The 25,589-nt window shown below is 66.5% G+C and carries 26 protein-coding genes and 1 pseudogene; 19 read left to right on the forward strand and 8 right to left on the reverse strand.

Going from position 1 to position 25,589, the window contains the following annotated elements; all coding sequences use genetic code 11:
• Positions 1–168: 168 nt before the first annotated feature.
• The 4 genes from E3O57_RS02590 to E3O57_RS02605 all read left to right on the forward strand — a co-directional run bounded on the left by E3O57_RS02590 (position 169) and on the right by E3O57_RS02605 (position 3,983).
• Positions 169–1,839: a sensor histidine kinase gene (locus E3O57_RS02590; protein WP_341476131.1), complete on the forward strand. Its 1,671-nt coding sequence runs from the start codon at positions 169–171 to the stop codon at positions 1,837–1,839.
• Positions 1,839–2,495: a response regulator gene (locus E3O57_RS02595; RefSeq protein ID WP_103461082.1), complete on the forward strand. Its 657-nt coding sequence runs from the start codon at positions 1,839–1,841 to the stop codon at positions 2,493–2,495. Before E3O57_RS02590 ends, E3O57_RS02595 begins: the two co-directional genes overlap by 1 nt.
• A gap of 139 nt (positions 2,496–2,634) precedes the next feature.
• Positions 2,635–2,988 (forward strand): helix-turn-helix transcriptional regulator, encoded by a 354-nt coding sequence (locus E3O57_RS02600; protein ID WP_103479032.1) that lies wholly within the window; start codon positions 2,635–2,637, stop codon positions 2,986–2,988.
• A 14-nt stretch (positions 2,989–3,002) separates the two neighbouring features.
• Positions 3,003–3,983 (forward strand): SRPBCC family protein, encoded by a 981-nt coding sequence (locus E3O57_RS02605; protein ID WP_103461080.1) that lies wholly within the window; start codon positions 3,003–3,005, stop codon positions 3,981–3,983.
• Between the two features lie 4 nt (positions 3,984–3,987).
• On the opposite strand, the gene E3O57_RS02610 is transcribed toward E3O57_RS02605, so the two are convergent.
• Both E3O57_RS02610 and E3O57_RS02615 read right to left on the reverse strand, forming a co-directional pair.
• Positions 3,988–4,755: an alpha/beta fold hydrolase gene (locus E3O57_RS02610; protein WP_103479033.1), complete on the reverse strand. Its 768-nt coding sequence runs from the start codon at positions 4,753–4,755 to the stop codon at positions 3,988–3,990.
• A 140-nt stretch (positions 4,756–4,895) separates the two neighbouring features.
• Complete coding sequence (locus E3O57_RS02615; RefSeq protein ID WP_103479034.1) at positions 4,896–6,311, reverse strand: MFS transporter; 1,416 nt, start codon at positions 6,309–6,311, stop codon at positions 4,896–4,898.
• 212 nt (positions 6,312–6,523) lie between these two features.
• Here E3O57_RS02615 and E3O57_RS02620 point away from each other — a divergent pair, with 212 nt between their 5' ends.
• The 7 genes from E3O57_RS02620 (at position 6,524) to E3O57_RS02650 (ending at position 12,076) form a co-directional block, all read left to right on the forward strand.
• Positions 6,524–7,348 (forward strand): MBL fold metallo-hydrolase, encoded by an 825-nt coding sequence (locus tag E3O57_RS02620; RefSeq protein ID WP_103479035.1) that lies wholly within the window; start codon positions 6,524–6,526, stop codon positions 7,346–7,348.
• Positions 7,349–7,514: 166 nt separating this feature from the next.
• On the forward strand, positions 7,515–7,685 hold the full coding sequence (locus tag E3O57_RS19060) for a hypothetical protein (protein ID WP_241990277.1): 171 nt from the start codon (positions 7,515–7,517) through the stop codon (positions 7,683–7,685).
• 159 nt (positions 7,686–7,844) lie between these two features.
• On the forward strand, positions 7,845–8,537 hold the full coding sequence (locus E3O57_RS02630) for an N-acetylmannosamine-6-phosphate 2-epimerase (RefSeq protein ID WP_103479036.1): 693 nt from the start codon (positions 7,845–7,847) through the stop codon (positions 8,535–8,537).
• Positions 8,538–8,605: 68 nt separating this feature from the next.
• The gene (locus E3O57_RS02635; protein ID WP_103461075.1) at positions 8,606–10,147 is read left to right on the forward strand and encodes a PTS transporter subunit EIIC; all 1,542 of its coding nucleotides are present in this window, start codon (positions 8,606–8,608) and stop codon (positions 10,145–10,147) included.
• Between the two features lie 12 nt (positions 10,148–10,159).
• Positions 10,160–10,630 carry a PTS glucose transporter subunit IIA gene (locus E3O57_RS02640; protein ID WP_103461074.1) on the forward strand — a complete coding sequence of 157 codons (471 nt, stop codon included), beginning with the start codon at positions 10,160–10,162 and terminating at the stop codon, positions 10,628–10,630.
• Between the two features lie 10 nt (positions 10,631–10,640).
• A complete protein-coding gene (locus E3O57_RS02645; protein WP_103461073.1) occupies positions 10,641–11,549 on the forward strand; it encodes a PRD domain-containing protein in 909 nt (302 codons plus the stop codon).
• 95 nt (positions 11,550–11,644) lie between these two features.
• Complete coding sequence (locus E3O57_RS02650) at positions 11,645–12,076, forward strand: SRPBCC family protein (protein ID WP_103461072.1); 432 nt, start codon at positions 11,645–11,647, stop codon at positions 12,074–12,076.
• Positions 12,077–12,086: 10 nt separating this feature from the next.
• Here the strand turns inward: E3O57_RS02650 and E3O57_RS02655 are convergent, their stop codons facing one another.
• Entirely contained in the window at positions 12,087–12,980 is an 894-nt protein-coding gene (locus E3O57_RS02655; protein WP_088455829.1) for a DUF808 domain-containing protein, read from the reverse strand.
• A 114-nt stretch (positions 12,981–13,094) separates the two neighbouring features.
• On the opposite strand from E3O57_RS02655, the gene E3O57_RS02660 reads away from it, so the two are divergent.
• Positions 13,095–13,448, forward strand: a complete 354-nt coding sequence (locus E3O57_RS02660; RefSeq protein ID WP_103479037.1) for a VOC family protein — start codon at positions 13,095–13,097, stop codon at positions 13,446–13,448.
• A 1-nt stretch (position 13,449) separates the two neighbouring features.
• Here the strand turns inward: E3O57_RS02660 and E3O57_RS02665 are convergent, their stop codons facing one another.
• Both E3O57_RS02665 and E3O57_RS02670 read right to left on the reverse strand, forming a co-directional pair.
• Positions 13,450–14,358 (reverse strand): isoprenylcysteine carboxylmethyltransferase family protein, encoded by a 909-nt coding sequence (locus E3O57_RS02665; protein ID WP_103461070.1) that lies wholly within the window; start codon positions 14,356–14,358, stop codon positions 13,450–13,452.
• A gap of 49 nt (positions 14,359–14,407) precedes the next feature.
• Positions 14,408–15,031 carry a LysE family transporter gene (locus E3O57_RS02670; RefSeq protein ID WP_088455832.1) on the reverse strand — a complete coding sequence of 208 codons (624 nt, stop codon included), beginning with the start codon at positions 15,029–15,031 and terminating at the stop codon, positions 14,408–14,410.
• 131 nt (positions 15,032–15,162) lie between these two features.
• On the opposite strand from E3O57_RS02670, the gene E3O57_RS02675 reads away from it, so the two are divergent.
• The 5 genes and pseudogenes from E3O57_RS02675 to E3O57_RS02695 all read left to right on the forward strand — a co-directional run bounded on the left by E3O57_RS02675 (position 15,163) and on the right by E3O57_RS02695 (position 20,457).
• On the forward strand, positions 15,163–15,708 hold the full coding sequence (locus E3O57_RS02675; protein ID WP_088455833.1) for a PadR family transcriptional regulator: 546 nt from the start codon (positions 15,163–15,165) through the stop codon (positions 15,706–15,708).
• A gap of 27 nt (positions 15,709–15,735) precedes the next feature.
• Positions 15,736–17,418 carry an AarF/ABC1/UbiB kinase family protein gene (locus E3O57_RS02680; protein WP_103479038.1) on the forward strand — a complete coding sequence of 561 codons (1,683 nt, stop codon included), beginning with the start codon at positions 15,736–15,738 and terminating at the stop codon, positions 17,416–17,418.
• 49 nt (positions 17,419–17,467) lie between these two features.
• Positions 17,468–17,572, forward strand: a pseudogene (locus E3O57_RS19065) (VOC family protein); the annotation flags it as partial.
• A gap of 112 nt (positions 17,573–17,684) precedes the next feature.
• Positions 17,685–19,067, forward strand: coding sequence for an alpha/beta hydrolase (locus E3O57_RS02690; RefSeq protein ID WP_198416788.1), 1,383 nt, complete (start codon positions 17,685–17,687; stop codon positions 19,065–19,067).
• Positions 19,068–19,209: 142 nt separating this feature from the next.
• The gene (locus E3O57_RS02695) at positions 19,210–20,457 is read left to right on the forward strand and encodes an amidohydrolase (RefSeq protein WP_103479040.1); all 1,248 of its coding nucleotides are present in this window, start codon (positions 19,210–19,212) and stop codon (positions 20,455–20,457) included.
• A 24-nt stretch (positions 20,458–20,481) separates the two neighbouring features.
• Here the strand turns inward: E3O57_RS02695 and E3O57_RS02700 are convergent, their stop codons facing one another.
• A complete protein-coding gene (locus E3O57_RS02700; RefSeq protein WP_103479041.1) occupies positions 20,482–21,168 on the reverse strand; it encodes a DNA alkylation repair protein in 687 nt (228 codons plus the stop codon).
• Between the two features lie 31 nt (positions 21,169–21,199).
• The gene (locus E3O57_RS02705) at positions 21,200–22,117 is read right to left on the reverse strand and encodes an RNA polymerase sigma-70 factor (RefSeq protein WP_103479042.1); all 918 of its coding nucleotides are present in this window, start codon (positions 22,115–22,117) and stop codon (positions 21,200–21,202) included.
• A gap of 170 nt (positions 22,118–22,287) precedes the next feature.
• Here E3O57_RS02705 and E3O57_RS02710 point away from each other — a divergent pair, with 170 nt between their 5' ends.
• The gene (locus tag E3O57_RS02710; RefSeq protein WP_103479043.1) at positions 22,288–23,493 is read left to right on the forward strand and encodes an NAD(P)/FAD-dependent oxidoreductase; all 1,206 of its coding nucleotides are present in this window, start codon (positions 22,288–22,290) and stop codon (positions 23,491–23,493) included.
• Between the two features lie 309 nt (positions 23,494–23,802).
• Here the strand turns inward: E3O57_RS02710 and E3O57_RS02715 are convergent, their stop codons facing one another.
• Positions 23,803–24,672 (reverse strand): helix-turn-helix domain-containing protein, encoded by an 870-nt coding sequence (locus tag E3O57_RS02715; RefSeq protein WP_103461064.1) that lies wholly within the window; start codon positions 24,670–24,672, stop codon positions 23,803–23,805.
• A 101-nt stretch (positions 24,673–24,773) separates the two neighbouring features.
• On the opposite strand from E3O57_RS02715, the gene E3O57_RS02720 reads away from it, so the two are divergent.
• Positions 24,774–25,520 (forward strand): SDR family oxidoreductase, encoded by a 747-nt coding sequence (locus tag E3O57_RS02720; RefSeq protein WP_103461063.1) that lies wholly within the window; start codon positions 24,774–24,776, stop codon positions 25,518–25,520.
• Positions 25,521–25,589: the final 69 nt, after the last annotated feature.

Here is a 25,589-nt window from a genome sequence, read left to right on the forward strand (position 1 = left end):
CGGCCGAGTCGGGCGAATCCCACTCGGCGGTCATTGCCGAAGCGTATGACGATGAGTGTGAAGCTTAGGTAGGCCACCGGCGCCACGCGCCGTAAGTCGCTTTGCTGCACGTATTGCGCATATCGTTAGTTCTGCGCATTGTGCTCGATGCGCCGCAAGGAGGCGAAGGTGCGGTTCTCGACGCAGATGCTGCTGTGGCAGCTCGCCTGCGTGACCGTCATCGTCGCGATCTGCACCGGTGTCTTCGTCTCCATCGGCGTGCAACAGCTCCGGGCCGAGGCCGAGACCTCCGCGCTGTCGATCGCACGCACGGTCGCCGCCGACTCCGATGTGCGCGCCGATGTCGCCCGCGCGTCTGCCGACACCGGAACGCCGACGAACGCGAGCCTCCGCGGCGGACCGCTCTCCGTTCTGGCGGCAGCGGCGGAGGCCAATACCGGCGCGCTGTTCATCGTGATCACCGATGATCACGGAATCCGACTCGCACACCCCGATCCGCAGCTGCTCGGAGCGGAGGTCAGCACAAGCTTCGCCGAAGCTCTGGCCGGACGCGAGACGGTGTCCTGGGAAGCCGGCACCCTCGGCGAGTCCGCTCGCGCCAAAGTGCCGGTTCGCGACCCCGACACCGATGAACCGACCGGTGAGGTGAGCGTCGGGTTCGCCCCGAGCAGTGTCTTCAAAGAGCTTCCCCTCCTGCTTGGGGGCGTCGCGCTGGCCGCCGTCGTTGCCCTGGCACTGGGCGCTGTCGTGTCGTTCGTCCTCCGCCGCCGCCTCGAGCACCTCACCCTCGGCCTTCAGCCCGAAGAGATGTCCGCGCTGGTCCAGAACCAGGCTGCGGTGCTCGACGGCGTCGGGGACGGGGTGCTCGCGTGGGGCCCGGACGACGTCGTGACCGTCGCCAACACAACGGCCGCGCGATTGCTGGGCATCCCCGACCTGGTCGGACGCCGCATCCACGACCTCGCCCTGCCCGGGCCGGTAATCGCTGCCCTGGCCGGGGAGCGGAAGCTGTCGGCGACGGGTGGACGGGCACCGGATGCGGCCGAACCGGTCGTGCTCGCCAACCATGTGGTCTACATCGACACCCACCCGGTGTCGCACGCGAATCGGGACCTGGGCCTGATCGCGGTGATCCGCGACCGGACCGACGTCGTGACCCTCACGGATCGCCTCGAAACCGTGGCGTCGATGACGGATGCTCTTCGGGTGCAGCGCCACGAGTTCGCGAACCGGCTGCACGTGACGGCCGGTCTGATGGATGCGGGCCGCGTGCCCGACGCACGGGCCTACCTCGACGACGTGTTGGAGGCGTCCCGCACCGCCGGCGGTCCGTCCACCGGTGAGCACCTGACCGAGCCCTTCCTGGTGTCGCTTCTGGAAGCGAAGGCCGCGCAAGCCGGTGAACGGGGCGTGCACCTGACCGTGGGGGCGGACTCGCTGGTGCGGGGAGTCGTCTCTCTGCCCGAGGATGTGGCCACTGTGCTCGCCAACCTCGTGGACAATGCGGTGAGCGCGGCTGTGTACGGTCAGCAGCCGCGCTGGGTAGACGTGGAGTTGCTCGACGACGCCGACACTCTCGTCATGACGGTGTCCGATTCCGGGCAGGGGGTGGCGAATGGGGCTCGCGTGTTCAGCGACGTTCCGCGAACCGACCTCGACCCGGACGCGGTGCATGGGCGGGGCATCGGTCTGCCGTTGGTCCGCGACATTGCCGCGCGTCTCGGCGGAGAGGTATGGCTTGCCGACGCCGGCGGTCGCGACGGAAGCGGTGCCGTGTTCTGCGCCCGACTGCCCGGGGTCATGCGGGCACCGACCCGCCCCCGACAAGGAGAAGACTGATGCCCGATACGATTCACGTGCTCGTCGTCGACGACGACTTCCATGTCGGTGGCCTTCATCGCGACATCGTCGCGGCGCGCCCCGGCTATGCCGCTCTTGAACCAGTGCGGGGAGTGCGCGCCGCTCGCGCGGCGATGCGCGATTTTCGGCCCGACCTCGTCCTCTGCGACGTTTACCTCCCCGACGGCGACGGCATCGCCTTCGTCGCCGAGATCGACGTCGACGCGGTCATGATCAGTGCGGCGTCCGATGGCGCCACCGTCCGCCGTGCGTTCCGCGCGGGGGCGTTGGACTACCTCATCAAACCGTTCGAGCCCGCCAGGCTGAACGAGCGGCTGGATGCCTATCGCCGGTTTCGCAACCTGGTGGCAGAAGACCGCCAACTTGACCAGGACGCCATCGAACGTGCTCAGCGGGTGCTGCATGGCCGGGACGGGGGAGTGGCCTCCACCTCGCGTTCCACCACCGAGAAGCTGATTATTGAAATGCTCCAGGACGGCGAATCGTCCTCCAGCGTGATCGCGGGTCGCGCCGGTCTGTCTCGCGCCACGGCGCAGAGGCATCTCGCGGCCCTGGCAACCCGCGGTGAAGTCGAAGTGACCCTCCGCTACGGGTCGACGGGGCGCCCCGAGCACCAATACAGCGTCCGACGCTGACCGCAGCGTTCTCAGGTCCGGTAGGAAATCCTCGCACAGGTCGTGGACCTCGCGGCCGAAATCGAAGCGGACCGTCCGATTCGGCTCAGCAGGCCCGAGTGGTTGCGGGATTCGTTTTCGGCGCATATCATACAATCAAATGGTTGTATTAGAGTATTCCGATCAGGACGTAAACCGCCTGTTCCGCGCCCTCGCGGACGCGACGCGGCGGGATATCGTGCGGCGCACGCTGGTTGCCGATGTCTCTGTATCGCAGTTGGCGGATTCCTACGAAATGTCGTTCGCGGCAGTTCAGAAGCACGTTGCAGTGTTGGAGGAGGCCAGGCTCGTGACCAAAGAACCACATGGTCGTGAGCGGATGGTGCGGGGAAACCCCGACCGCATCCGCGAGGCGCAGCGCCTGCTCGACCGCTTCGAAGACCTCTGGCGGTCGCGCATCGACCGCCTCGACATCCTGCTCGCTGAAGACGACACGGCTCCACCCGACACCTAACCGAAGGGAACATCATGCCCGTCACCACTGTCGAGAAAGACCTCGACCAGCTCACCATCACAATCGTCGCCGACTTCACGGCCCCACTCCGCCGGCTCTGGGATGCCTACACCGACCCGCGCCAGATCGAGCGGTTCTGGGGTCCACCGACCTATCCGGCCACGTTCCTCCGGCACGACGCCGTGGCCGGCGGACGCAGCGTCTATGCCATGACCGGGCCAGAAGGCGACGTGCACTACGGCTGCTGGGAGTGGACCTCGGCCGACGCTCCGCACACGTTCGAGGTGCTCGACAGGTTCTCGGATGCGGCAGGAGTGCCGAACCCCGACCTCCCGACCACCCGGATGGACTTCGCGTTCGAGGAGACCAGCAGCGGCAGCCGCCTAACGACGACGTCGCGCTTCGACTCGCTCGAGCAGATGCAGCAGCTCATCGAAATGGGCATGCTCGAGGGCACCCGCGAGGCCATGGCCCAGATCGACCAGGTGCTGGCCGACCTGGCATCCTTCGCCGCCGAGCGCGGGGCGCAGGCGCAGATACTCAGCGACACCCAGGTGCGGGTGGCTCGGGTCATCCGCGGCACCGTCGACCAGGTGTGGCGGGCCCACAACGATGCCGCCCTCATGCAGCAATGGCTGCTCGGTCCGGACGGTTGGTCGATGCCCGTGTGCGAGATCGCAACCACCGTCGGCGACAGCTACCGCTACGAGTGGCAGCGGGATGGTGGCGACGAGCGATTCGGCTTCACCGGCGAGCTGCTCGAGTCGGAGGCGCCGCACCGCGCGGTCACGACCGAAGCGATGATCGGGATGGACTTCCCGGCAACGCTCAACGAGCTGACCCTCACGGAAGTGGAGGGCGGAACCCTGCTCGCACTCGTCATCACCTACGCCAACGCTGAGCAGCGTGACGCGGTTCTGGCGACCGGCATGACCGACGGCATGGAGACCAGCTACCGGCGCCTCGAGGGGATGTTGCAGCCGACGCTGGCCTAGCCGGCTAGCGTGCCCGGCCGGCTTCGACTCCGGCCGGGGCGACGCTGTTTTCCACCGCCGCGTGGATCGCGGCGAGAGTGGCCTCGGGATGCGAAACCATCGAGACGTGGGAGGCGTCGACCTCGGTGATCGTCGAGTTGGCACGCTCCGCCATCCGGCGTTGCGTGGCGATCGGAATCACCCTGTCGTCGGTGCCCAGGACCGCCCAGCTGGGGATCGACTTCCACGCCGCAGGTCCCGACGGGGTCACGTTCGCGACGAACGAGGCCGGCCGTTGGGTGGCCACAATCGTCCACCGATCTGCTTCGGGCAGGTCTTGAGCAAAGGCGTTGTGCACGGTTTCGGGCTTGAGAAACGCCTCGGCGGCGCCTTCAGGGGCACCCGGATAGCCCGCGACATCGAACACCGTCGTCGGGTCGGCGACCGCCAGCGCGGAGCCCGAGCCTTCGAGGATTTGGACAACGGTCTCACCCTCGTCCGGAATGAAGGCGTCGACGAAGACGAGCGCCCGCACGTCGCCGCCCTGGGCGGCGGCGTTGGTGATCACCGCGCCGCCGTACGAGTGCCCGACGAGCACCACCGGCCCGCTGGTGCGCTGGGCGAGGAAGGACGCGATGTATGCCGCATCCGATGTCAGTCCCCGCAGCTCATTGGGCGGGGCCAGCACCGTGAACCCCTCGGCTTGAAGGGGTGCGCTCACGGCATTCCAGCTGGACGCATCCGCCCAGGCACCGTGAACAAGGACAATGGTCGGCTTGCTGCTTTCTGGCATTTGACTTCCAATCCGTAACGTCGCGAAAGCGACTTCATCTGTTTGGGGTCACGTCCTGTGCTGCGCCAGACGCTGGACGCCACGATAGCCGGGGGCAGCGGATTCCGGCTAGGTGCCCCCCACTCGGGACTTGGTGTGGATCAGTGCCGCAGCTGCGCCTCCGCCGTCGGATCCTGAGCGCCCTCGGCCGATACCGACTCGGACTGGTCGAGGTACTGCGCCGAAATGCGGCGGTACGACCTCGTGAAGAACGCCCCGATGGCCGCGAGCACCATCACGATCCCAGCGATGAGGAATACCAGCGCGATACCCCGGGCCTGGCCGTCGCCCAGCAGCGCACCGAAGCTGGAGCGCCCGGCATCCGAGTTCATGAACGGGATGATGATGAACTCGGCGATCGGCGCGATGAGGAATGCGGTGATCGGGGCCGACGCCGACTCGAACGCCGTAGCGAACCCGAACACCCGCCCCTGCACGTGGAACGGCACCACCTTCTGGATGACCGTCTGCTCGGACGCCTCGACGGCGGGGATGAGCGTCATGTAGAGCCAGATGCCCGCGGCGTACAGCCACCACCAGTCGCGGATCGTGAACAGCGCCCCGAGCACGCCCATGAGGATCACGATCAGCAGCATCGTGCGGACCGGGTTACGCCCGAGCCCGAACTTCGCGATCAGCAGCCCACCGATGATGAACCCGGTCGACGAGACGCCGAGCACGATTCCCCACACCTCGACGGGGAAGAGCTCGAGTCCGTATGGGTCCATGAGCGCCATGTAGACGCCGCCGATGAAGTTGTTGAACGTCGAGAAGATGATGAGCGCGAAGAGTCCCGTCGCCGCCCGCACCGCCGTGATGCTGCCGCGTAGGTCGATCAGCGGACGCCGCTCGCCATCCTGCTTCGGTTGGTCTTCGGGGATGCGGAGGAACAGCAGGTGCAGGAGGGCCGCCGCCGACAGAATGATCGCGATGAGGAGCGTCCAGCCCATGCCCAACAACCCGATCGCGAGCCCGCTGAAGACGCTGGTGACCATGAAGGCGAGCCCCTGCACCGTGCCCACCATCCCGTTCGCGTTCGCGTGCCGCTCGGTCGGGATCAGCAGCGTGACGACCGTCGACAGTGCGATGTTTCGCATGTTCTCGATGACCGCACCGAAGAGGATGATTCCGCTGAACAGCCAGAACATCGGCCCGTTGATGTCGAGCAGCGTGGACTCCGGGAACACGAGATACAGCCCGCCGCCGATGCCGAACGCAATGAGGGTGACCAGGCCCGCGAACACCATCACCAGGTGCTTGCGATGCCGGTCCACGATCGTGCCGAACGCCATGGAGAACACGGCGACGAGCAGCATGTACGCTCCGCCGATGATTCCGGTGGCGAGCACCGACCGTGTCTCCAGATAGACCCAGAAGGTGAGGGCGAACCAGAGGAAACTCGTCGTGACGTTCGCGACCGCCGTGTTCACCAGCACCTGCGCGAACGTGCGCGCGCCACCCGGTGGTGGTTTGGTGTGAGCCTGGGATGCGGTTGGTGCGTCGTCCGTGCTGCCCATGCGATCGTCCTCCCCGGTGCGCTCAGAGTCGCGTCGCGAGTTCGAACGGCCGCCGCTCGAATCGACAGTCTCAGCCGAATAGAGACTGTTGAACCCCATTGTAGGGAGACCCCGTGGACATGTCACGGCTCACCCGCTTCGCCCGTGGTGCTCCACTTCCGCCAGTAGTACCGTTTCGACAATTGATCGCAAACTCAAGCGGAAGGACTCCCATGCTGACGGAGGTCGCGGAGGGTGTGCTGGTTCACGTGAGCGAGTTCATCCAGAGCAATTCCGTTGTTGTGCAGGGCCGGGCCGGCGTTTTGCTCATCGACCCCGGCATCACGGCGAACGAAATGACCGACCTTGCGAACGACCTTCGCGCGTTGGGCCAGCCCGTGGTGGCCGGCTTCTCGACGCATCCGGATTGGGACCACGTGCTCTGGCACCCGAGCTTCGGTGTGGTGCCCCGGTATGGCACAGCCCGCTGCGCGGCCGCCATCCGGGGTGTGCTGTCGAACGCGGATTGGAAGGACCAGATCGCCGAGGGGCTGCCGCCGGAGTACGCCGACGAGATCCCGATGGATCTACTCGGCTTCATCACCGGTCTGCCCGCCCAAGCCGCGCAGATTCCCTGGGACGGCCCCCGAATTCGCATCATCGAGCATCAGGCGCATGCGCCGGGCCATGCGGCGCTCGTGATCGAGGAGCGCGGTGTTCTTGTTGCCGGCGACATGCTCTCGGACATCCTGATGCCGTTCCTCGACCTGCAGGCCACTAATCCGATCGAGGACTACCTCGCAGCGCTGCGGCTGTTCGAGGGGGTGGCGGACGACATGGCTGTCGTCATCCCCGGTCACGGCTCAATCGGCGGGGCTGTACAGCTTCGAACGCGCATCACCCAGGATCGCGCGTACGTGCAGGCCTTGCGTGACGGCGGTGTTCCCGACGACCCGCGGGTCGGCCCGGCGGCCCCGTTGGAGTGGTTGCCCGACGTGCACAACTGGCAACTCCAGCAGCTCGCCCAGCACCGAGCGCACGACGGCACACCCGGCTAGGAAGCCGCCGACACCTCGCCGGCCACGAAGTCGAGGTGATGCGGTGCGCCATCGGGCTACAGTCTCGCCATGCGAAAGCTCATAGTCCAGCAGTGGGTGACTGTCGACAATCTCGCCGCGGAGGAAGAAGGTGGGCTCAGCTTCGTGTCGGGGGAGTCTGCGGTTCATGCACTCCCTGCTGGTGGCCGGTGTCGTCGATGAAGTGCAGATGCGGGTGTGCCCGGCGTCACGTGGCAAGGGAACGCGCATCTTCGAGGATCAGCGCGAGCTGAAGCTGGTCGTGGCGGCGTCGTTCGAGAACGGCGTGGTCCTTTTGCGCTACGAGATCGCAAACTGATGGGGAATTCTCGACGAACCGGCGAAAAACATGTACGTTATACGAGCGCGATCATTTCGCCAGAGTCATCGGGATTGTAACTTACGGCAAAACCTGAGACGAAAGTTATGCACTGCTCTGTGCATGACTATCCCGTCTTTCAGTGACCGAGGTACGTCCATGACCAGCCCCCTTCTTCTGAACCGCCTGCGTGGCGGTCTTATCGTGTCCTGCCAGGCGCTGCCGGGCGAGCCGCTGTTCGTCGCCGATGGCGGCGTGATGCCGCTTCTGGCCACAGCGGCTGCCCAAGCAGGTGCGGTGGCGATTCGCAGCAACTCCACCCGCGATGTCCGTGAGATCAAGGCCGCCGTCGAGCTTCCGGTGATCGGGCTCATCAAGAAGCAGTACCCGCCGTTCGAGCCATACATCACCGCGACGATGGCCGAGGTGGATGCCCTCGTCGGTGCGGGCGCGGACATCGTGGCTGTGGATCTCACCGACCGTGAGCGCGTCGACGGACTGAGCCCCGCCGCCTTCGTCGAGCAGATCCGGGCCGCACACCCGGGACTGGCCCTGATGGCGGACATCGCCACCCTCGCTGAGGGCCTGGCCGCGGCTGAGGCCGGGGTCGACTTCGTCGGCACCACCCTCAGCGGCTACACGCCGCAATCCCTGGCGGCACCGGCGCCGAACTTCGGCCTGGTCGAACAGCTGGTCGCCCAGACCGCGGTGCCGATCATCGCCGAGGGCCGGATCCGTACCCCGGAGCAGGCACGCCAGATGATCGACCTCGGCGCCTTCTGCGTCGTGGTCGGCGGTGCGATCACCAGGCCCCTGGAAATCGCCACCGAGTTCGTCGAAGCCCTCGCCTAACAACTTCTCCGTCACCCCCTTCCTTCCTGCGCGCCTCTGTTGCCGCGCCTGAAATGAGAGCAGTCATCATGTTCAAGCAGTTCCAGAAGATCGGCAAAGCGTTCATGCTGCCGATCGCGATCCTTCCAGCCGCCGGGCTCCTGCTCGGCATTGGTGGCGCGCTGTCCAATCCCAACACTGTCCAGGCCTTCCCGGCGTTGGACAACACGATTCTGCAGGGAATCTTCGGCGTCATGTCCGCCGCCGGATCGACTATCTTCACCAACCTGGCCCTGCTGCTGTCGATCGGTCTCTGCATCGGCCTGGCGAAGCGGGACAAGGGCACCGCTGCCCTGGCCGGAATCGTCGGCTACCTGGTCATGACGGCCACCATCACCGCGATGCTGGACATCTTCAAGCCCGACGCCGAACCCGTCGACACCGGCGTCGTCGGCGCACTGGTCATCGGCGCCACGGCCGTGTTCTTGCACAACCGCTACCGCAACATCGAACTGCCGGCGGTTCTCGGCTTCTTCGGCGGATCCCGTTTTGTACCGATCGTGACGGCCTTCGCCGCGATCTTCGTGGGTATCTTCTTCTTCCTCACCTGGCCGCCCATCCAGCAGGGCATGCTCTCCGCCGGCACCTGGATGGCCGGCCTCGGGCCGGTGGGGACGTTCTTCTACGGGTTCGGGATGCGCCTGAGCGGCGCCGTCGGCCTGCACCACATGATCTACCCGCTGTTCTGGTACACCCCGCTGGGCGGAACCGAGCTGGTCAACGGAACAATGGTCGAGGGCGCCCAGAAGATCTTCTTCGCACAACTGGCCGACCCCAACCACGTCGGTCTGTACACCGAAGGCACCCGCTACTTCTCCGGCCGCTTCGCCACCATGATGTTCGGCCTTCCCGCCGCCTGCCTCGCCATGTGGCACTGCATCCCCAAGGGCCGCCGCGCCAAGTACACGGGCCTGTTCCTCTCCGTTGCGCTGACCTCGTTCATCACGGGTATCACCGAACCGATCGAGTTCATGTTCCTGTTCGTCGCACCCCTGCTGTACGTGTTCCACGCCTTCCTTGACGGTGTCTCGTTCTTCCTCGCCGACATTCTGGACATCCGTCTCGGCAACACCTTCTCCGGAGGCGCGATCGACTTCACGCTCTTCGGCATCCTGCAAGGCAATGATCAGACCAACTGGCTGCTCGTGCTGCCGATCGGCGCGGTCTGGTTCGCCCTGTACTACTTCTCCTTCCGCTTCGCGATCAAGCGGTTCAAGATCGGCACTCCCGGTCACCTCGAAGACACCATCGGCGTGGCCGAGCCCGAAACCCAGGACGAATCCGCCCTCGTGCCGGTCACGGTCGGCGGACGCGGCGAAAGCACGATTGAGAAAGAAGCCGCACAGATCCTGCAAGCCCTCGGTGGAGCGACCAACCTCGAAGAGGTGGACGCCTGCATCACCCGGTTGCGCGTCTCGGTGAAGGACCCCAGCAAAGTCGACAAGCCCGCCCTGCGGAAGCTGGGAGCCACGGACGTGTTCGAAGTCCGGGGCGGCGTTCAGGCGGTCTACGGCGGCAAAGCCATTTTGTACAAGAGCGCAATTAATGAGAGCCTCGGCCTCGACGACTAAAGGAACACGCACATGCTCAACCCATTCAAGAAAAAGAGCGAGTCCGTCTACAGCCCCGTGTCGGGGCGCATCGTCTCACTCGACGAGGTTCCGGACCCCGTCTTCGCACAGCGCTCGGTCGGCGACGGATTTGCCGTCATGCCAACGAGCGGATTCTTCCGCAGCCCGGTGGACGGCGAACTGGTCCTGGTCGCAAAAACGCTGCACGCGTTCGCCGTCCGCACCCACGACGGGGCGGAGATCCTGGTCCACATCGGCATCGATACCGTGACCCTCAAGGGCAAGGGATTCACCGGTCACCGGCAGGCCGGCGAGACGGTCTCCCGCGGTGACGTCATCATCAGTTGCGACTTGCTCGACATCAAGACCAAGGTGCCATCCATGGTCACCCCCGTCCTGCTGACCAATGGAGCCAAATTCTCCATGAGTGCGCCGGATCTGCAGGCCAACGGCGCATCCGTGATCACGGTCCGTCAGAAATAAGGGGCTGTCCATGGCGGTAACCGTAGGGAGCGGACACTCCGAGGAGTCCGACCTGATCTCCTCGAAGCAGGCCAGCATCAAACGCGTCTACAACAACAACGTGGTGCTCGCCATCGAAGCAGACAGCACCGAGGTGGTGTTGCTGGGTAAAGGAATCGGTTTCCAACGCCGCCCGGGAGAAACCGTTGATATCACCTTGGCCGATCAACGCTTCGTGGCTGAGGGGCTCTACCGGGCCCCTCAGCTGGCGGGACTGCTGAGCGATGCACCCTCCGACCACATCGCCTTGGCCCAGACGATCACCGAGTTGGGCCATGCGGCGTTGGGCCTGGAGCCGCGACAGTCGCTGATGATCCCGGTACTCGACCACCTCACCTTCGCGGTGCACCGGGCGCGAGAAGGCACCCTCATCGACTTCCCGCTGCGGTGGGAGGTGGCCCAGCTCTATCCCGCCGAAGCAGCCTTGGGGCGGCAGGTTCTGATCCTGGTGAACGAACGGCTCGGGGTGCGGCTGCAGGATGACGAATGGGTCGCGTTCGCACTGCACTTCGTCAACCAGCAGTGGACGAAGGGTGACTTCTCGAAGACCGTCGCCATGACCGAGACCATCAGCCGGGTCTTCCTGCGCCTGGCGCAGCGCTGGGGCCGACCCATTGATGAGAACGCGAGCAGTGCCACGCGTTTCGTGACGCATCTTCGCTATGTGTTCGCCCGGGCCGCCAGCGACAAACAACTGAAGACATCCCGCCTGGACGTGCTCAGTGCGGTGCAGCAGGCCTATCCCGAAGCCGCCGAGGCCGCCGTGGATATCGCCGAGCTGATCGGCACGGCGATCAACCGGGTCATCACCACCGACGAAATCTCCTATCTCGCCCTGCACACCACGCGGCTCTACGCCGAATTAGACGAATCACACTGACCGCGGCCGGCACGGGTCCTGCCCGCACACGTCAGCCCTCGTGACCTGGCGGCCATCCGTCCCGCTCACTACGATCGACCCGACGGAGGAGAAAAATGGCCGGATTCAAGATGAGCGAATGGATTTCTCGGCCCCCGCGCGACGTCTTCGACTTTGTTACCGCACCGGAGAACGCGCCCAAGGTCGTTCACTCGGTGACGAGCATGGTCAAGCTCACCGACGGGCCCATCCGCGTCGGGACGCTCCTGCGTGAGACCCGCGTGATGAGGGGCAAGGACGAACAGGCCGACCTCGAGGTCGTGGCCTATGAACCGAGTCAGGCCTACGCCGTGAAGAACCTGACCGAGGGAATCGAAACCGTGTATCGGTATGCGTTCCACCCCGAAGCGGCGGGCACACGCGTGGAGCTGGTCTGTGATCTCACGGCTAGCAGAGCGAAGAGGCTAATGCTCCCACTGGTCGCTGCCGTGTTGAAGAAGGAAGACGGCGACCACCTGCAGCGGCTGAAGGCAGCGCTGGAGACCTGAACGGATCGCCTCAGTGCGCGGCGCTCTCCGGCTGGTTTCGCTTGAGCAGGCGCGACACGCCGAGAACGATTCCGACAACGATCATGCCCAGAATGACCCCGAACACGGCCGACATCGCCGTGTCGGTGACCCAGACGATGACGGGTCCAGCGGCTTCGACAGCGTGCGTCACGGCGTGCAGCACGTCGTAGGGGCCGTGCCAGAAGGTTTCGGCCAGGTTGGTGATCACCAGGTGACCACCCACCCACAGCATGGCGACGGTTCCGATAATGCTGATCACCTTGAACACGGCGGGCATCGCTGCCACGATGCGGGCGCCGGTGCGGCGCACCTGGCGTGCGGAGTTCTTCATCATGGACAGCCCGATGTCGTCGATCTTCACCAACAGTGCGACAGCACCGTAGACGAGCAGCGTCATGCCAAGGCCGATGACCACCAGAGCGCCTAGCGTCATCCAGATGCCGAAGTCGGGGTCGAGACTGGCCAGGGCGATGAGCATGATCTCGGTGCTGAGGATGAGGTCGGTACGGATGGCGCCGAAGACCAGCTTCTTCTCGTCCCGCGATTCGGTCTCGGCGACGGCGTGATGCACGCCGAACCACTCGGTGACCTTCTCCGCACCCTCGAAGCACAGGTAGGTGCCGCCGAGGATCAACAGGAACGGCAACACCCAGGGCGCGAATGCGGAGAGCAGAAGCGCGAGGGGGATGATGATGACGAACTTGTTGAACAGGCTGCCCAGGGCGATCCGCCAGACAACGTGCAGCTCGCGCGCCGGCGTCAGCCCTTGAACGTACTGCGGGGTGACGGCCGCGTCGTCGATGACGACGCCGGCGGTCTTAGCGCTCGCCTTGAGGGCGGCGGTAAGAATGTCATCGACTACGGCGAGCAAGCCGACCGACATCTGGTTCTCCTTGGATCGGGGTGTCGTCCTGGTGCAGGGCGACGGCAACGGAGTCCACATTACTGCGCAGCGGGGCGCTGGTGGGTCGAGTAATCGCCCGGGTACTCTGTGGGCATGTCATTGATGTGGGAAGAAGTCGTCATCGACAGCCGCGACCCGAAGGCGCTCGGGCTGTGGTGGCGAGACGCCTTGGGCTGGGTTGTGGTGGGCGAGAACGACGATGAGTTGGAGATCGCACCCGCGGAGGGAGCCCATCCGACGCTGCTGTTCGCCGCCGTTCCCGAAGTGAAGAGCGTGAAGAACCGCCTGCATTTGGACTTTGTGCCCGACCACCAGACCACCGAGGTCGAGCGGCTGATCGCGCTGGGTGCGAGCCTTACTGACGTCGGCCAGGATGGTGCTTCCTGGGTAGTCCTCGCCGACCCCGAGGGCAACGAATTCTGCGTACTCGCCGCCCGCCCTTCCTAACTCACGGGCGGGACGGCGACACCGGCGCTCCGGGAAGCCAGCACCGCACCGCATCACGATACCGGCGGAATTCGGCGCCGAAGCGCTGTTCGAGGTCGGCCTCTTCGTGCGGCCTGATGGCGTAGTTCCAGAGCAGCGAGCCGGCGACCGCATAGACAAGGACCAGCCACGACGAGAGGATGAGGCCGACCGCAACACCCTGCACGATGCCGGAGACCGCCATCGGGTTGCGCACCCAGCGGTACGGTCCGGCGATGACCAGGCTGTTCGGCATCGCCGAGGGCAACGGTGTGCCGTCTCCCAGCGTCGACATCACGATGGCCGACCAGATGCCCAGAGCACTGGCGGCCATCAATACGGCTACGCCGAGGGGAACGGTGAACGCCGGGAACTGCAGGGCGATTGCCCAGCGGCGCTCGAGGACCGCGGCGATGAGCGGGATCACCACGAGGAACAGGCCCCAGAAGACCGCTATCTGCGAGAAGGTCGAGACCACGTGGGACGCCGCGGCAGAGCGCGCGGCGGCGGGCCGGAAGGCGAACGGGCCCCGAATCATCCACTCGGTGGGGATGCGCCCGAGCGCCACGAGGCACAGCGCGAACGCGGACCCGGCGGTGGCCGCCGCCATGATGACCACGCCCCAGCCGGCTTCGGTGGTGACCGTGGCATACCCCGCCAGCGTGATGGCGACGATGCCGGTCCACGCAGTGCTCACCACCGCGGCGCCCCGCACGCCCAGCGCCGCCAGCGCCGAAGCTCCGACGAAGAGGGGGATGTCGACGGCGGCGACAAGGATCGGGTTGAGGCCGCCGAGGGTCACGTCGCGCACCGGGGGGGACGCGAACACGGCGAACCACCACGCGGCACCGGCAATCGCCTGCACGGCGAAATATGTTCGACCCCATCGCATGTGCTCACCCTAACGGCGGGCCGGCATCAACCGCCGACGGCCCGAGACCTCAGTGGATGACCGCGAGCAGCACGCCGACGGCCACGAAGAGCACGCCGAAGACCCGGTTCACCACCAGCTGACCCCGAGCGTCGCGGGTGAATCGCTGGAATGAGCGTGCCGCAACGGCGAAGAAGAACCACATCACCAGAATGTCGATCACAACGACGGTGGCGGCCACGATCAGGTACTGGGCCGGCAACGGCCGGTCGACCCGGATGAACTGGGGCAGGAACGCCAAGAAGAACACGATCGCCTTCGGGTTGAGCATGTTCACCCACAGCCCGCGTCGGAACATCGACGAACGCGGCTCATCGCTCAAAGCTCTGGTCTGTTCGGAATCGAGCTCCGGCTTCGCCAGAAACTGCCGGACGCCCAGGTAAACCAGGTAGGCGGCACCGGCGTAACGAATGACGTTGAACGCGAGCGGCGAACTGGCCACGAGCAGACCCACACCGAGTGCCACGATCACGATGTGGATGAGCAACGCGGCTTGCTGGCCGAGGATGCCCCAGATCGAACGGCGAAAGCCCGCATTCAGGGCGTTGCTCATGGTGTTGATGGCCCCCGCGCCAGGCGTGAAGCTGATCAAGGCGCCCGCGCCGACAAGGGCCACCCACAGGGAGAACTGCATCCGACCATCCTAGATTCTGCGCTTATGCGAGAGTTCGCTGAGAGTCGAGTCTGACTCCCTCCGATCCCTATCGGTTGCCCGCGCCTGACTATATCGTTGAGTATCGTTAGCGATTCACTGAGGAGGTCATCATGGGCAATTCATTCCCCACTGGCGGGTTCGGCGGCGGCAATCCCGTCGACGGCATGTGGCAAGCGATGGAGCAGCTGCGCTCCAAGTTCGAGAAGCGCGCGGGCACCCGCATGGGCCGCGGTGACGTGCGTGCTGCGGTTCTCGCTCTGCTCGTCGAACAGCCGATGCACGGCTACCAGATCATCCACGAAATCGAGGAACGCAGCGGCGGCTCCTGGAAGCCCAGCGCCGGTTCGGTGTACCCGACGCTGCAGCTGTTGGCCGACGAGGGGCTCATCAGCGCCGAGGAGTCGAACGGTCGCAAGACCTACTCGCTCACCGACGCGGGCCGCGCCGAGGCCACCACCTCTGCCGGCCAAGCGCCGTGGGCGCCGGAGACCGAGGCGGAGGACGCCAAGTTCACCGCTCTGCCCAAGGCCGGATTCGAGCTCGCGCAGGCCGCCGCCCAGGTCGGTCGCACCGGCACCCCGGAGCAGATCCAGCAGGCTGTTGCGGCCATCGACGAGGCACGTCGCCGGATTTACTCAATCCTCGCCCAGGACTAGCGGGTGACGCCGGGTCGCCGGGTCCGAATGCGCGTGAACCCCGGCGCGGGGGACACCCGTGCGCGGTACCGCCGCATTCTTCGATTCGCCGGCTGGAACCTCGCCGTCACGTGGTTCTACGAGCTGCTGCTGCCGCGCATCGGGCTCGCGCGGGTCGCCGAGCGCACCCGCGCCAAGCGGATGCGCCGCTTCGCGCAACGCTTCCATGTGCTCGCCGTGGACCTGGGCGGGCTGATGATCAAGGTCGGCCAGTTCCTGTCGTCCCGGCTGGACGTGTTGCCGCCCGAGATCACGACCGAACTCGAGGGACTGCAGGACGAGGTGCCGCCGGTTGCCTTCCCGGCGATCCGGGCGCTCGCCGAGGCTGAGCTGGGCATGCCGTTGGAACGGGCGTTCGCGTGGGTCGACGAGACGCCGGTGGCGGCAGCATCCCTCGGTCAGGCTCATCGTGCGCGGCTCGCCCCGCTCGATGCCGCCGACACCGGCCTGCACGGTGTGGTGATCAAGGTTCAACGGCCCGGCATCGACGCCATTGTCGACGTCGACCTGGCGGCGTTACGCAGGGTGAGCGGCTGGCTCAGTCACGTGCGCCTCGTCTCCGACCGGGTGGATGCGCCGGCGCTGATCGAGGAATTCGCGCTGACCTGCCTCGAGGAGATCGACTACCTGCACGAGGCCACCAGCGCCGTGCGGTTCGCGGAGGACTTCGCCGACGACGAGCGGGTGAGCGTGCCCGAGATCGTCTGGGAGCGCACCACCCGACGCGTGCTCACTCTCGAAGACGTGACGGCGATCAAGATCACCGACACGGATGCGCTGGACGCTGCGGGCATCGACCCGGCGCAGGTGGCTCCGGTCTTCGCCGCCGTGATGTTCGACCAGCTGTTCACCAACGGGTTCTTCCACGCCGACCCGCACCCGGGCAACATCTTCGTCACCCCGATGCCGGACGATCCGAGCGGCCGCGGCTGGAGACTGACGTTCATCGACTTCGGCATGATGGGTGAGGTCCCCACGAGCACCCGCCGCGGACTGCGGAAGATGCTCATCGCGGCCGCCTCGCGGGACGGCACGGGCCTCGTGGAAGCGGCGCGCGATGTGGGCGTGCTGCTTCCCTCCTCCGACACGACCGAGCTGGAGCGGGCGATGACCCAGCTCTTCGCCCGCTTCGGCGGCATGGGCTTCGCCGAGCTGCGGGAGGTGGACCCGCGGGAGTTCCGCGACTTCGCCGTGCAGTTCGGCGATGTGGTGCGGTCGCTGCCGTTCCAGCTGCCGGAGAACTTCCTGCTCATCATCCGGGCGATGTCGCTCACCTCCGGGGTCTGCAGTTCGCTGGATCCCGCGTTCAACCTCTGGGACTCCATCGAGCCGTATGCGTCGCAACTGTTGCGCGACGAGCGCGGCAACGTGGCCCAGGACCTCGGCAAGCAGGCGCTGGAGAACGCCGGCATCGCCTGGGGACTGCCGAAGCGGTTGGACGCGATCGTCACCCGCCTCGGGGACGGCACTGTGGCGGTGACGAGCCCGGGCCTCGAGCGGCGGGTCGCGCGGCTGGAGCGCACCGCGGGTCGAGTGGTGTCGGCGGTGCTGTTCGGTGCCCTGCTCATCGCCGGCGCGGTGCTCCGCGGTGACGATGCGGTTCTCGGCGCAGTCCTGATGATCGGGTCGGTCATTCCGCTGCTGCACGCCCTGTTCGCGGGGCGTAAATAGGATCTGCGCAAGTCGGCGCCGCTGCTCTATCTGAGTTTCCCCGGTACTCGGCGGCAGAATCGGTGATCTCCTCGCCCCGAAGCCGTGGGGCGTGTCCGACGGCCAGGTCGTCGACCGTCACGGACCGCACTGGCTCATCGGGTACGAACCCTGAACCCGACCCCAGCGGCTCAGCTGTGGTGGTAGCTTCCAGGTAACGGCAGGTGCCACGCGTGCAGAGCGGCTGCACTCGCACCACGCCAGCAGCGCATGGAATCGAGTCCATCGTGACCACCATCCCCACCACGCCCTCGAGTCAGGACACGGACCGACCCGGTCCCGGCCTGCGGCGCCATGTGGGTTTGATCGTCCTCGGGTCGCTGGCCTTCGGACTCGTCGCCGCTCTGCTTCTGGCCGCCGCCCCGTTCATCCGGCCAGGGGAAGGCGAAGTCACCGGGGCCGTCCTCCTCGGTTTCGGACTGGGCTGGGCGGTGTTGGCCGTGCTCACCATCCGATTCACCGATCAGCCGCAGCGGTGGGCTGCGGTCCCCGCAGTAGTCCTGGGCCTGGGCGGTCTTCTTCTGGTGGTCTTCGGCTCCCCACTGCAGGAGGTGCTCAACTGGGTGTGGCCGCCCGTCGTGCTGGTGACGGCAATCTGGATGGCCATTCGGGTGCACGCGCAGCTTCGGAGCCGGAGCGGACGCTGGCTGCTGTACCCGGTGATCGCCCTGCTGGCCGTTGCCTCGATCGGCGGCGGCTACGAAACCGTGATGGAGGCGGTGGACACCCGCGCACACCCGATGGCGGGTCAGCTGGTCGACGTCGGCGGACATCGTCTGCACCTGAGCTGCACCGGCACTGGAAGCCCGACGGTCATTCTGGAGCCGGGCGGAGGCGAAATTTCCGCCGTGCTCGGGTGGATCGAGCCGGCCGTGGCCGCGGACACGCTCGTCTGCGTCTACGACCGGGCCGGACGTGGGTGGAGCGAACCCGCGGATGCTCCGCAGGACGCGACCCAGATCGCGACCGACCTGCACACGTTGCTGCAGCGAGGAGGGGCTGACGGACCCTACGTGCTGGCCGGCCATTCGTTTGGGGGGCTCTATGCGCAAACTTTCGCAGCCCTGTACCCCGACGAGGTGGCCGGAATGGTGTTGATCGACTCCACCGCCCCGAGTTCGACGACGGAACCCAGCGCAGCCTCCGCGGCTGCGGGGGACTCGTACGACCCGATGGGTCGCGTGTCCGCGCTGGTGTCGGCGTCGGCCCGTCTTGGCGTTGGTCGCCTGTACGGTCAGTTCGATTACGACACCCTCCCGCCGGATTCTCAGGCTCAGGCGCGCGCCAGCGTCGCGAAAGGCGGCCAACTGGGGAGCACGGTTGAGGAGTATCTCCTGGCCAATTCCTCGATGGAGCAGGCCGGCACCCTGGTGAGCTTCGCCGACAAGCCTCTGGTCGTTCTGGAAGCAGGTAGCGGTAGCGCTTCCGACTGGCCCGCAAAACAGGCGGCCATGGCCTCCTTGTCGACGAACAGCTCACACCGCGTCGTCGACGGTGCCACCCACGCATCCCTGGTCTCGGACGAAGCCGATGCTGCCGCGACGACCCAGGCGATCCTTGACGTGGTCACGGCGGTCCGAACCACAGCACCGCTGCCCGGTGCTGGCTAGGCCCGTCGCTTGGGGCCGGGATTGACAGTCCGGGGCGGTGAACGGCGCGATCGCTTGGGCCGCGGCGGTGTTGCGCGCGGCCTTTCGATCGGTGTCGAGCGGCGCTAAATTGAACGCGAAATCCGCGACGAAAGAAGCAGACGTGAATACCGTGAATGAGAATCTGACCGCCGATTCGGCCCTCGCCGACTTCTACAAAGATCTGCACTCTCACCCCGAACTCGGCTTCCAGGAACATCGCACCGCCGAGATCGTCGCGAAACGCCTGACGACACTCGGGTTCGAGGTCACCACCGGCATCGGTGGCACCGGAGTGGCCGGTGTCCTGGAAAACGGCGCGGGCCCCACCGCGCTGTTGCGCGCCGACATGGACGCGTTGCCGGTCCGGGAGGACACCGGGCTCGACTATGCCAGTACCGTGACCGCACCCAACGCGAACGGCACGGTTGTCCCCGTGGCCCACGCCTGCGGGCACGACCTCCACACGACCTGCCTGGTCGGTGCAGCCGAGGTCCTGTCCTCCGACCGGTCGAGCTGGTCGGGCACGCTGGTCGTGGTCTTCCAACCCGCCGAGGAACTCGGCGCGGGCGCCCAGGCCATGGTCGACGACGGACTCTACGAGAAGGTTCCCAAGCCCGACATCGTGCTGGGACAGCATGTGGCCCCGTTGCCGGCCGGCAAGATAGCCGGGCACGCCGGTGCGTCGTATGCGGGGTCGGACTCCCTGCGCGTTCGTCTTATCGGCGAGGGAGCACACGGCTCGATGCCTCAGAACTCGATCGACCCGGTGGTGATGGCGGCGGCGACCGTGCTTCGCCTGCAGACCATCGTCTCGCGGGAGATTCCGAGCACCGACACTGCGGTGCTCACCGTCGGTTCGATCCATGCCGGCGATGCGGCCAATGTGATTCCCGGCGAGGCCGAGCTGCAGTTGAACATCCGCAGCTACACCAACGGGGTGCGTCAACACATCCTCGACAGCGTCGACCGTATCGCCAAGGGCGAGGCGCAGGCGGCAGGCGCTCCGGAAGAACCGACGATCACCGAGATCGAGCGATTCCCCATCGTGGTCAACGATGCGGATGCGCTGGGGAAGACACTTCACGCCTTCGCCGAGTGGCTCGGACCTGACCAGATTCTTGACCCGGGTGCCGGCGCCGGCAGCGAGGATGTCGGAATCCTCGCGACCAGCGCGGATGCCCCGTTGTCGTACTGGCTCCTCGGCGGCACCGACCCCAAGCTGTTCACCACCGGGGACATGACCGACCCGGCCCTGCGCACAGTTCCGTCGAATCACTCCCCGCATTACGCTCCGGTCATCGACCCGACTCTCGCGATCGGGGTGACGGCGCTGGTCACCGCAGCGCGAACCTGGCTGCCGACGGGTTGACTCGCGGCTCGAAGCCGGCTGTCGTCAGGCCTTCTGGCGGCTGACCATCTCGGTGATCCAGACGGGTGCGAACGGTGAGGTGCAGCCAGGGGGAGTCGGGTAGTCCTTGAGTACCTCCAGGCGCTCGCCGATGGCCAGGGCGCGAGCGCGGTGCTCGGGATGCTCGATCCCGATCTGCGCCAGGCAGTGGTTCATCGCCCACTGCAGGCGCTCCGGCGCATCCTTCATCTCGGCCTCGATGAGCTCGAGCAGCCCATCCAGGTCGAGGCCCTCGGGGGACTTGGCCACCCGCTCGGTGGTCAGCGCCCAACCGGCGCTGGCGACCACGGGGTCGGTGTCGGCGAACCAGAGCACGCGCAGCTCCTCGACGTTCGAGTTCTTCTTCACCACATAGTTCACGAGCCAGTCCTGCACCTTGGGTGTGCCGGCTTCGCGCAGCATGGCATCCAACTCATCCCGCTCGAACGCCTTCGGCCGGCAGATCAGCAGGGCGAGCAGCCGCGCTGCGGTGTCCCCGGTCGCCCACAGGTCCCGTGAAAACTCCGGCTGGGTCTTGATCCGTTTGGCGACCGCGCGCAGTTTGGTGAGGTTCACGCCGTGGTCGTCACCGTGGTTGGCGTTCACTGCGCGGATCTGAGGATCCTCAAGGGCGGCCAACTCGGCCATCACTTCGGCCACTGCCGGCGTCACTGCCGATGTCGTCTGGGCCATGGCGGTCTCCTTTCCATCGCGTGCTGTCAGCCTACGACGGGTGCCTCTCGAGTGGGACGTCGCGCACGGCGCCGAGCTTCACCGGGTTCATGATGAAGAAGATCCGGTCGATACCGCGGGTGCTGACCCCAATGGCCCCGACGAGGAACGGCTCGCCATCCATTCGAAGCACGAAGGCGTCGGAGCCGTTGACTGCGGCGACATGGAGCTCGACATGCATCTGTAGTTTCTGAACCGTGCCGAGAAGGAACCGTGCCACGTGGTCGGGACCTTCGACCGGCCGGCGCGCGGCGGTGACGTTCCCACCACCGTCCGAGTACAGGACGATGTCGTCGGCGAGCAGAGTCTGCAGGCCCTCCAGGTCGCCGGCTTGAGCGGCGGCGAGGAAGGAGCGGAGCAGACGGTTCTTCTGCGCGACGGTTACGCGGTTGTCGCTGTGCTCCTTGAGGTGCAGGCGGGCACGCCGGGCGAGCTGGCGGGCGTTGGCCTCCGTGGTCTCAACGACCGCGGCGATCTCACCGAACGTGTAGCCGAAGGCCTCGTGGAGCAGATAGACGGCGCGCTCCTGTGGCGTCAGTCGTTCCATCAGCAACAGGAGCCCGACTTCGAGGGCCTCCGTGTTCTCCGCTCCCAGTTCCGGATCGGCGCCGGTTAACACCGGTTCCGGCAGCCACGGGCCGATGTAGGTCTCCCGACGCATGCGCGACGACGTCGCCACGTTGATCGTGAGGCGGGTCGTCATCGTCGTCAAAAATGCAGGATGGCTGCGGATGCCCGAGCGGTCGGTCGTCTGCCACTTGACCCAGGCGTCCTGCACGACATCCTCTGCTTCCACTGCGCTGCCGAGCATGCGGTAGGCGATGCCGAAAAGCCGGGGGCGCATCGACTCAAACCCGGCCGCCAGCTCATCCATTTCTGCTGCGGTAACGTCGCGACTGGGAACTCCCATCGGCATCCTCTGTTCGGTGCTGCTCGGTGTGCGATCCGGCATCAACTTACCGCTACACCGTTTCCAATGCTGATTCGTGACAGGCCCCGCGCGAGTGCCGCCAGGTGTCACGTTTCGGCGGAGGCGGCGGTCATTACTTGTGACCCGCCCGTTTTCGAGAAAGAGACCGCATGAGCACACGTTCCGAGCACAGGGTTGTCGTCATCGGGGCCGGCTATGCCGGAATCCTCGCGGCAAACCGGGTGCAAGCGTCCTTGACGGCTGCCGAGGGCCGCCGGGTGCGCGTCGCAGTGGTGAATCCCCGCACCGACTTCATCGAACGCGTGCGCCTGCACGAAGTGGCCGCAGGGGTGCGCATGAGCGCCGCGATTCCACTGGACGACATGCTGCACGACCGCATCGAGATCGTCCTGGGCACGGTGCTGCGGATCGACGCTCCTGCCCGGGTGCTCTCCGTCGCGACGAGCAGTGGGATCACGAGCGAACCCTATGACACCCTGGTCTACGCCGTGGGGAGCACGGCCGCGCTCGGAGTACCCGGTGCGGACGAGTTCGCGCACCTGCTCAGCAACGCTGACGGGGCGGAGACCGCGCGCCTTGCGCTCGCCACCGGCCCGGACGGCCAGCGCATTGTCGTGGTCGGGGGCGGGGCGACGGGTGTGGAGGCCGCCGCTGAGTTCGCGGAACAGCACCCGACAGCGTCGGTCACCCTGGTGTCGAGAGGCGCCGTGCTCGCCCATCTCCCCGCGGCCTCCCGCAAGTCCGTCCTCCGTTCGCTGAATAAGCTCGGAGTCAACGTGATGGAGGGGAGCGGCGCCAGCCGGGTCCAGGCCGACGCCGTTGAACTCCTTGACGGCACGCTTCTTCCCAGCGACGTCACCGTCTGGACCGCCTCTTTCGCTGTCCCCGACCTTGCCCGACGCAGCGGGCTCGACGTCGACCCGATCGGCCGGTTGCTGGTCGACGAGGAACTCCGTTCGCTTGCGTACCCTGAAATCTTCGGTGCCGGCGACGCCGTGCACCCGCCGTCCTCCGTGGGTTCTCACCTGCGGATGGGGTGCGCCATCGCCATGCCCCTTGGCGGCCACGCGGCAGACAACGTTCTGGCAGTTCTGCGCGGTGGGGGCCTGACGAAGCTCGATGTCGGTTTCAGCGCTCAGTGCATCAGCGTCGGGCGGAAGAGGGCGATCATCCAGCTCCTCACTAAGGCGGACCGGCCTCGGGCGATTCGCATCACCGGCCGGGCCGGGGCGATGGTGAAGGAATTCGTCTGCGCATACCTCGCGACCGGTTCGCCCCGACGAGAGCGGACCCGACCCGGATCGTTGATGCTGGCCTCTGGCCCGAAGAGGATGCCCGTCGACCTCAGGAACTAGTCCCGTGCGTAAGGTTGGTCCGCCGTCGGGCCAACCGGGGACTCGGCGGCGGGCGGGACCAGTCGCGGTCTGCTTGGCGCAACCTCGGACAAAGCCGCCTGAAACCCTGTGCTTCCGCTCTTACCTCACGACTCGACCGGGCCTCCTGTTGGCGATGACGGTACGCGCGGTGGCGGGGTTTTGACACCGGCCGGTCCATGTCGGCGTCGGCAGAGAGCACGACTGCATCTCGTATGGCCCCTTGCGCCCTCCACATCGGGTGCACCCGGCCATACAGGGCGCAGCAGCACCAACGAGCTCACGAAACCACTACTCGGGGGCTGGCCCGCGGGTCACGGGAGCCGGCGCGAAGCGCTGATGGCCGAGCACGGCCAGGAGCGCCAGCTTCTCGGCGGCCTCGCTCCGCGGCGCCGCGGTGAGGATGAGCAACGCCTGACCACGGTCCTCGGTGAGGAGCGTCTGGCAGTCGAGTTCAATCGGACCCAGTTCCGGGTGGATCAGCGTCTTGTGGTCCTGGAAGCGGGTGGCCACATCCTGCAGTTCCCAGATTTCGGTGAATTCTGCGCTCACCCGGCTCAGCTCTCGCACCAACGCACCCGCTCGCGAGCGCTGACCCGCCGCGCCGAAGGCCGCACGGAGGCCGGCCACCTGGGCCCGGCTCTGCCGCTGCCGGTCGGCAAACGGGTAGATCTCCCGATCGGTGGGGTCGGTGAACCACCGGTAGACGCTGCTGCGAGCCAGCCCGGTGTGCCGGGAGTGGTCGCCGAGAAGCGCCGCGCCCAGCCAGTTCTGCGCCAGAGTCTCACCGAGGCTGGAAAGGATCAACGCCGGGGTCTCCTCGAGCCGGTCGAAGACCCGCATCAGGGAGGGGGCAACGTGCGTGTCCAGTGGCGTGCGCGCCGGCACGTTGTGGTCGGCGAGGCGGTACAGGTAATCCCGCTCGTCGTTGCTCAGGCGCAGCGCCCGGGCCAGGGCCGCCAACATCTGTTCGGATGGTTGCGGGCTGCGGGCCTGCTCCATCCGCACGTAGTAGTCCGCGGACATCCCGGCCAACGCGGCGACCTCCTCGCGGCGCAACCCGGGGACCAATCGACGCGGTCCAGCGGGGAGGCCGACGTCCTCAGGGCGGAGCCCGCTCCGGCGGGAGCGGAGAAAATCGGCGAGAGCAGGTTGGTCCATGCGTCCATCATCCGCCACCGACGCTCCGCTCTCCAGGGACCGGCAGTCCTACGACAACGGCTCCTCTCCCGCATCCGGTCGCCGCCGCACACACTCGAGTCATGAACATCACCGGAAACACCATTTTCATCCCCGGCGCCACCTCGGGCATCGGACTCGCCCTGGCCCTGCGATTGCGGGCCGCCGGCAATACCGTCGTGATCGGCGGGCGCCGCGCCGACGTGTTGCAGCGCCTCGCCGCCGAGCACGGGCTGTCCGGCGTCACCATCGACACCACCGACCCCGCCTCCGTGCTGGCCGCCCGCGACCAGATTCTGGCCGAGCACAGCGACCTGAACGTACTCATCGCCATGGCCGGGGTGATGAACGCCGAGGATGTGCGCGGTGCTGGTTTCCTGGCCGTAGCTGAACGCATCGTCGAGACCAACATCAACGGGCCGCTGCGGCTGGTCGCCGCATTCATCGAGCACCTGCAGACCCGCCCAGACGCCACCCTGATGACGGTCTCGTCAGGGCTCGCCTTCACCCCGCTGGCCTTTACCCCCACCTACAACGGCACCAAGGCCTTCATCCACCAGTACAGCGAGACCATTCGGATGCAGCTGGCCGGAACATCCGTGCAGGTCATTGAGCTCGTTCCGCCGGCCGTGCAGACCGAACTGATGGCCGGCAACTCGGTGAACGAGCACTTCATGCCTCTGGACGCCTTCGCCGACGAGGTTATGGCTCTTCTGGAAGCGCAGCCCGACGCGCAGGAGATTCTCGTTGATACCGTGAAGTTCCTGCGGTTCGCGGAGGTCGAGGGGCGCTACGCCGCCACCATTGCGGCGCTGAACCCCGCCGCGTGACAGGGCAGCGCTCACTGCACCTCCTGCGGGCGGCCGCGCCCGCTATAGCGGTAGCGGTCGCCGACAGGG

The sequence above is a fragment of the Cryobacterium sp. TMN-39-2 genome, from assembly GCF_004402745.1.
GTDB lineage: Bacteria > Actinomycetota > Actinomycetes > Actinomycetales > Microbacteriaceae > Cryobacterium > Cryobacterium zongtaii.

What these genes read in the sequence shown, in the direction of transcription:
- E3O57_RS19060 (WP_241990277.1), top strand. Translation starts at nt 7,515, where the DNA reads ATGCACTCCCTGCTGGTGGCCGGTGTCGTCGATGAAGTGCAGATGCGG.
- E3O57_RS02640 (WP_103461074.1), top strand. Translation starts at nt 10,160, where the DNA reads ATGCTCAACCCATTCAAGAAAAAGAGCGAGTCCGTCTACAGCCCCGTG.
- E3O57_RS02600 (WP_103479032.1), top strand. Translation starts at nt 2,635, where the DNA reads ATGGTTGTATTAGAGTATTCCGATCAGGACGTAAACCGCCTGTTCCGC.
- E3O57_RS02665 (WP_103461070.1), bottom strand. Translation starts at nt 14,358, where the DNA reads ATGCGATGGGGTCGAACATATTTCGCCGTGCAGGCGATTGCCGGTGCC.
- E3O57_RS02595 (WP_103461082.1), top strand. Translation starts at nt 1,839, where the DNA reads ATGCCCGATACGATTCACGTGCTCGTCGTCGACGACGACTTCCATGTC.
- E3O57_RS02700 (WP_103479041.1), bottom strand. Translation starts at nt 21,168, where the DNA reads ATGGCCCAGACGACATCGGCAGTGACGCCGGCAGTGGCCGAAGTGATG.
- E3O57_RS02620 (WP_103479035.1), top strand. Translation starts at nt 6,524, where the DNA reads ATGCTGACGGAGGTCGCGGAGGGTGTGCTGGTTCACGTGAGCGAGTTC.
- E3O57_RS02660 (WP_103479037.1), top strand. Translation starts at nt 13,095, where the DNA reads ATGTCATTGATGTGGGAAGAAGTCGTCATCGACAGCCGCGACCCGAAG.
- E3O57_RS02675 (WP_088455833.1), top strand. Translation starts at nt 15,163, where the DNA reads ATGGGCAATTCATTCCCCACTGGCGGGTTCGGCGGCGGCAATCCCGTC.
- E3O57_RS02680 (WP_103479038.1), top strand. Translation starts at nt 15,736, where the DNA reads ATGCGCGTGAACCCCGGCGCGGGGGACACCCGTGCGCGGTACCGCCGC.
- E3O57_RS02720 (WP_103461063.1), top strand. Translation starts at nt 24,774, where the DNA reads ATGAACATCACCGGAAACACCATTTTCATCCCCGGCGCCACCTCGGGC.
- E3O57_RS02710 (WP_103479043.1), top strand. Translation starts at nt 22,288, where the DNA reads ATGAGCACACGTTCCGAGCACAGGGTTGTCGTCATCGGGGCCGGCTAT.
- E3O57_RS02655 (WP_088455829.1), bottom strand. Translation starts at nt 12,980, where the DNA reads ATGTCGGTCGGCTTGCTCGCCGTAGTCGATGACATTCTTACCGCCGCC.
- E3O57_RS02630 (WP_103479036.1), top strand. Translation starts at nt 7,845, where the DNA reads ATGACCAGCCCCCTTCTTCTGAACCGCCTGCGTGGCGGTCTTATCGTG.
- E3O57_RS02615 (WP_103479034.1), bottom strand. Translation starts at nt 6,311, where the DNA reads ATGGGCAGCACGGACGACGCACCAACCGCATCCCAGGCTCACACCAAA.
- E3O57_RS02635 (WP_103461075.1), top strand. Translation starts at nt 8,606, where the DNA reads ATGTTCAAGCAGTTCCAGAAGATCGGCAAAGCGTTCATGCTGCCGATC.
- E3O57_RS02605 (WP_103461080.1), top strand. Translation starts at nt 3,003, where the DNA reads ATGCCCGTCACCACTGTCGAGAAAGACCTCGACCAGCTCACCATCACA.
- E3O57_RS02645 (WP_103461073.1), top strand. Translation starts at nt 10,641, where the DNA reads ATGGCGGTAACCGTAGGGAGCGGACACTCCGAGGAGTCCGACCTGATC.
- E3O57_RS02715 (WP_103461064.1), bottom strand. Translation starts at nt 24,672, where the DNA reads ATGGACCAACCTGCTCTCGCCGATTTTCTCCGCTCCCGCCGGAGCGGG.
- E3O57_RS02650 (WP_103461072.1), top strand. Translation starts at nt 11,645, where the DNA reads ATGGCCGGATTCAAGATGAGCGAATGGATTTCTCGGCCCCCGCGCGAC.
- E3O57_RS02705 (WP_103479042.1), bottom strand. Translation starts at nt 22,117, where the DNA reads ATGGGAGTTCCCAGTCGCGACGTTACCGCAGCAGAAATGGATGAGCTG.
- E3O57_RS02610 (WP_103479033.1), bottom strand. Translation starts at nt 4,755, where the DNA reads ATGCCAGAAAGCAGCAAGCCGACCATTGTCCTTGTTCACGGTGCCTGG.
- E3O57_RS02670 (WP_088455832.1), bottom strand. Translation starts at nt 15,031, where the DNA reads ATGCAGTTCTCCCTGTGGGTGGCCCTTGTCGGCGCGGGCGCCTTGATC.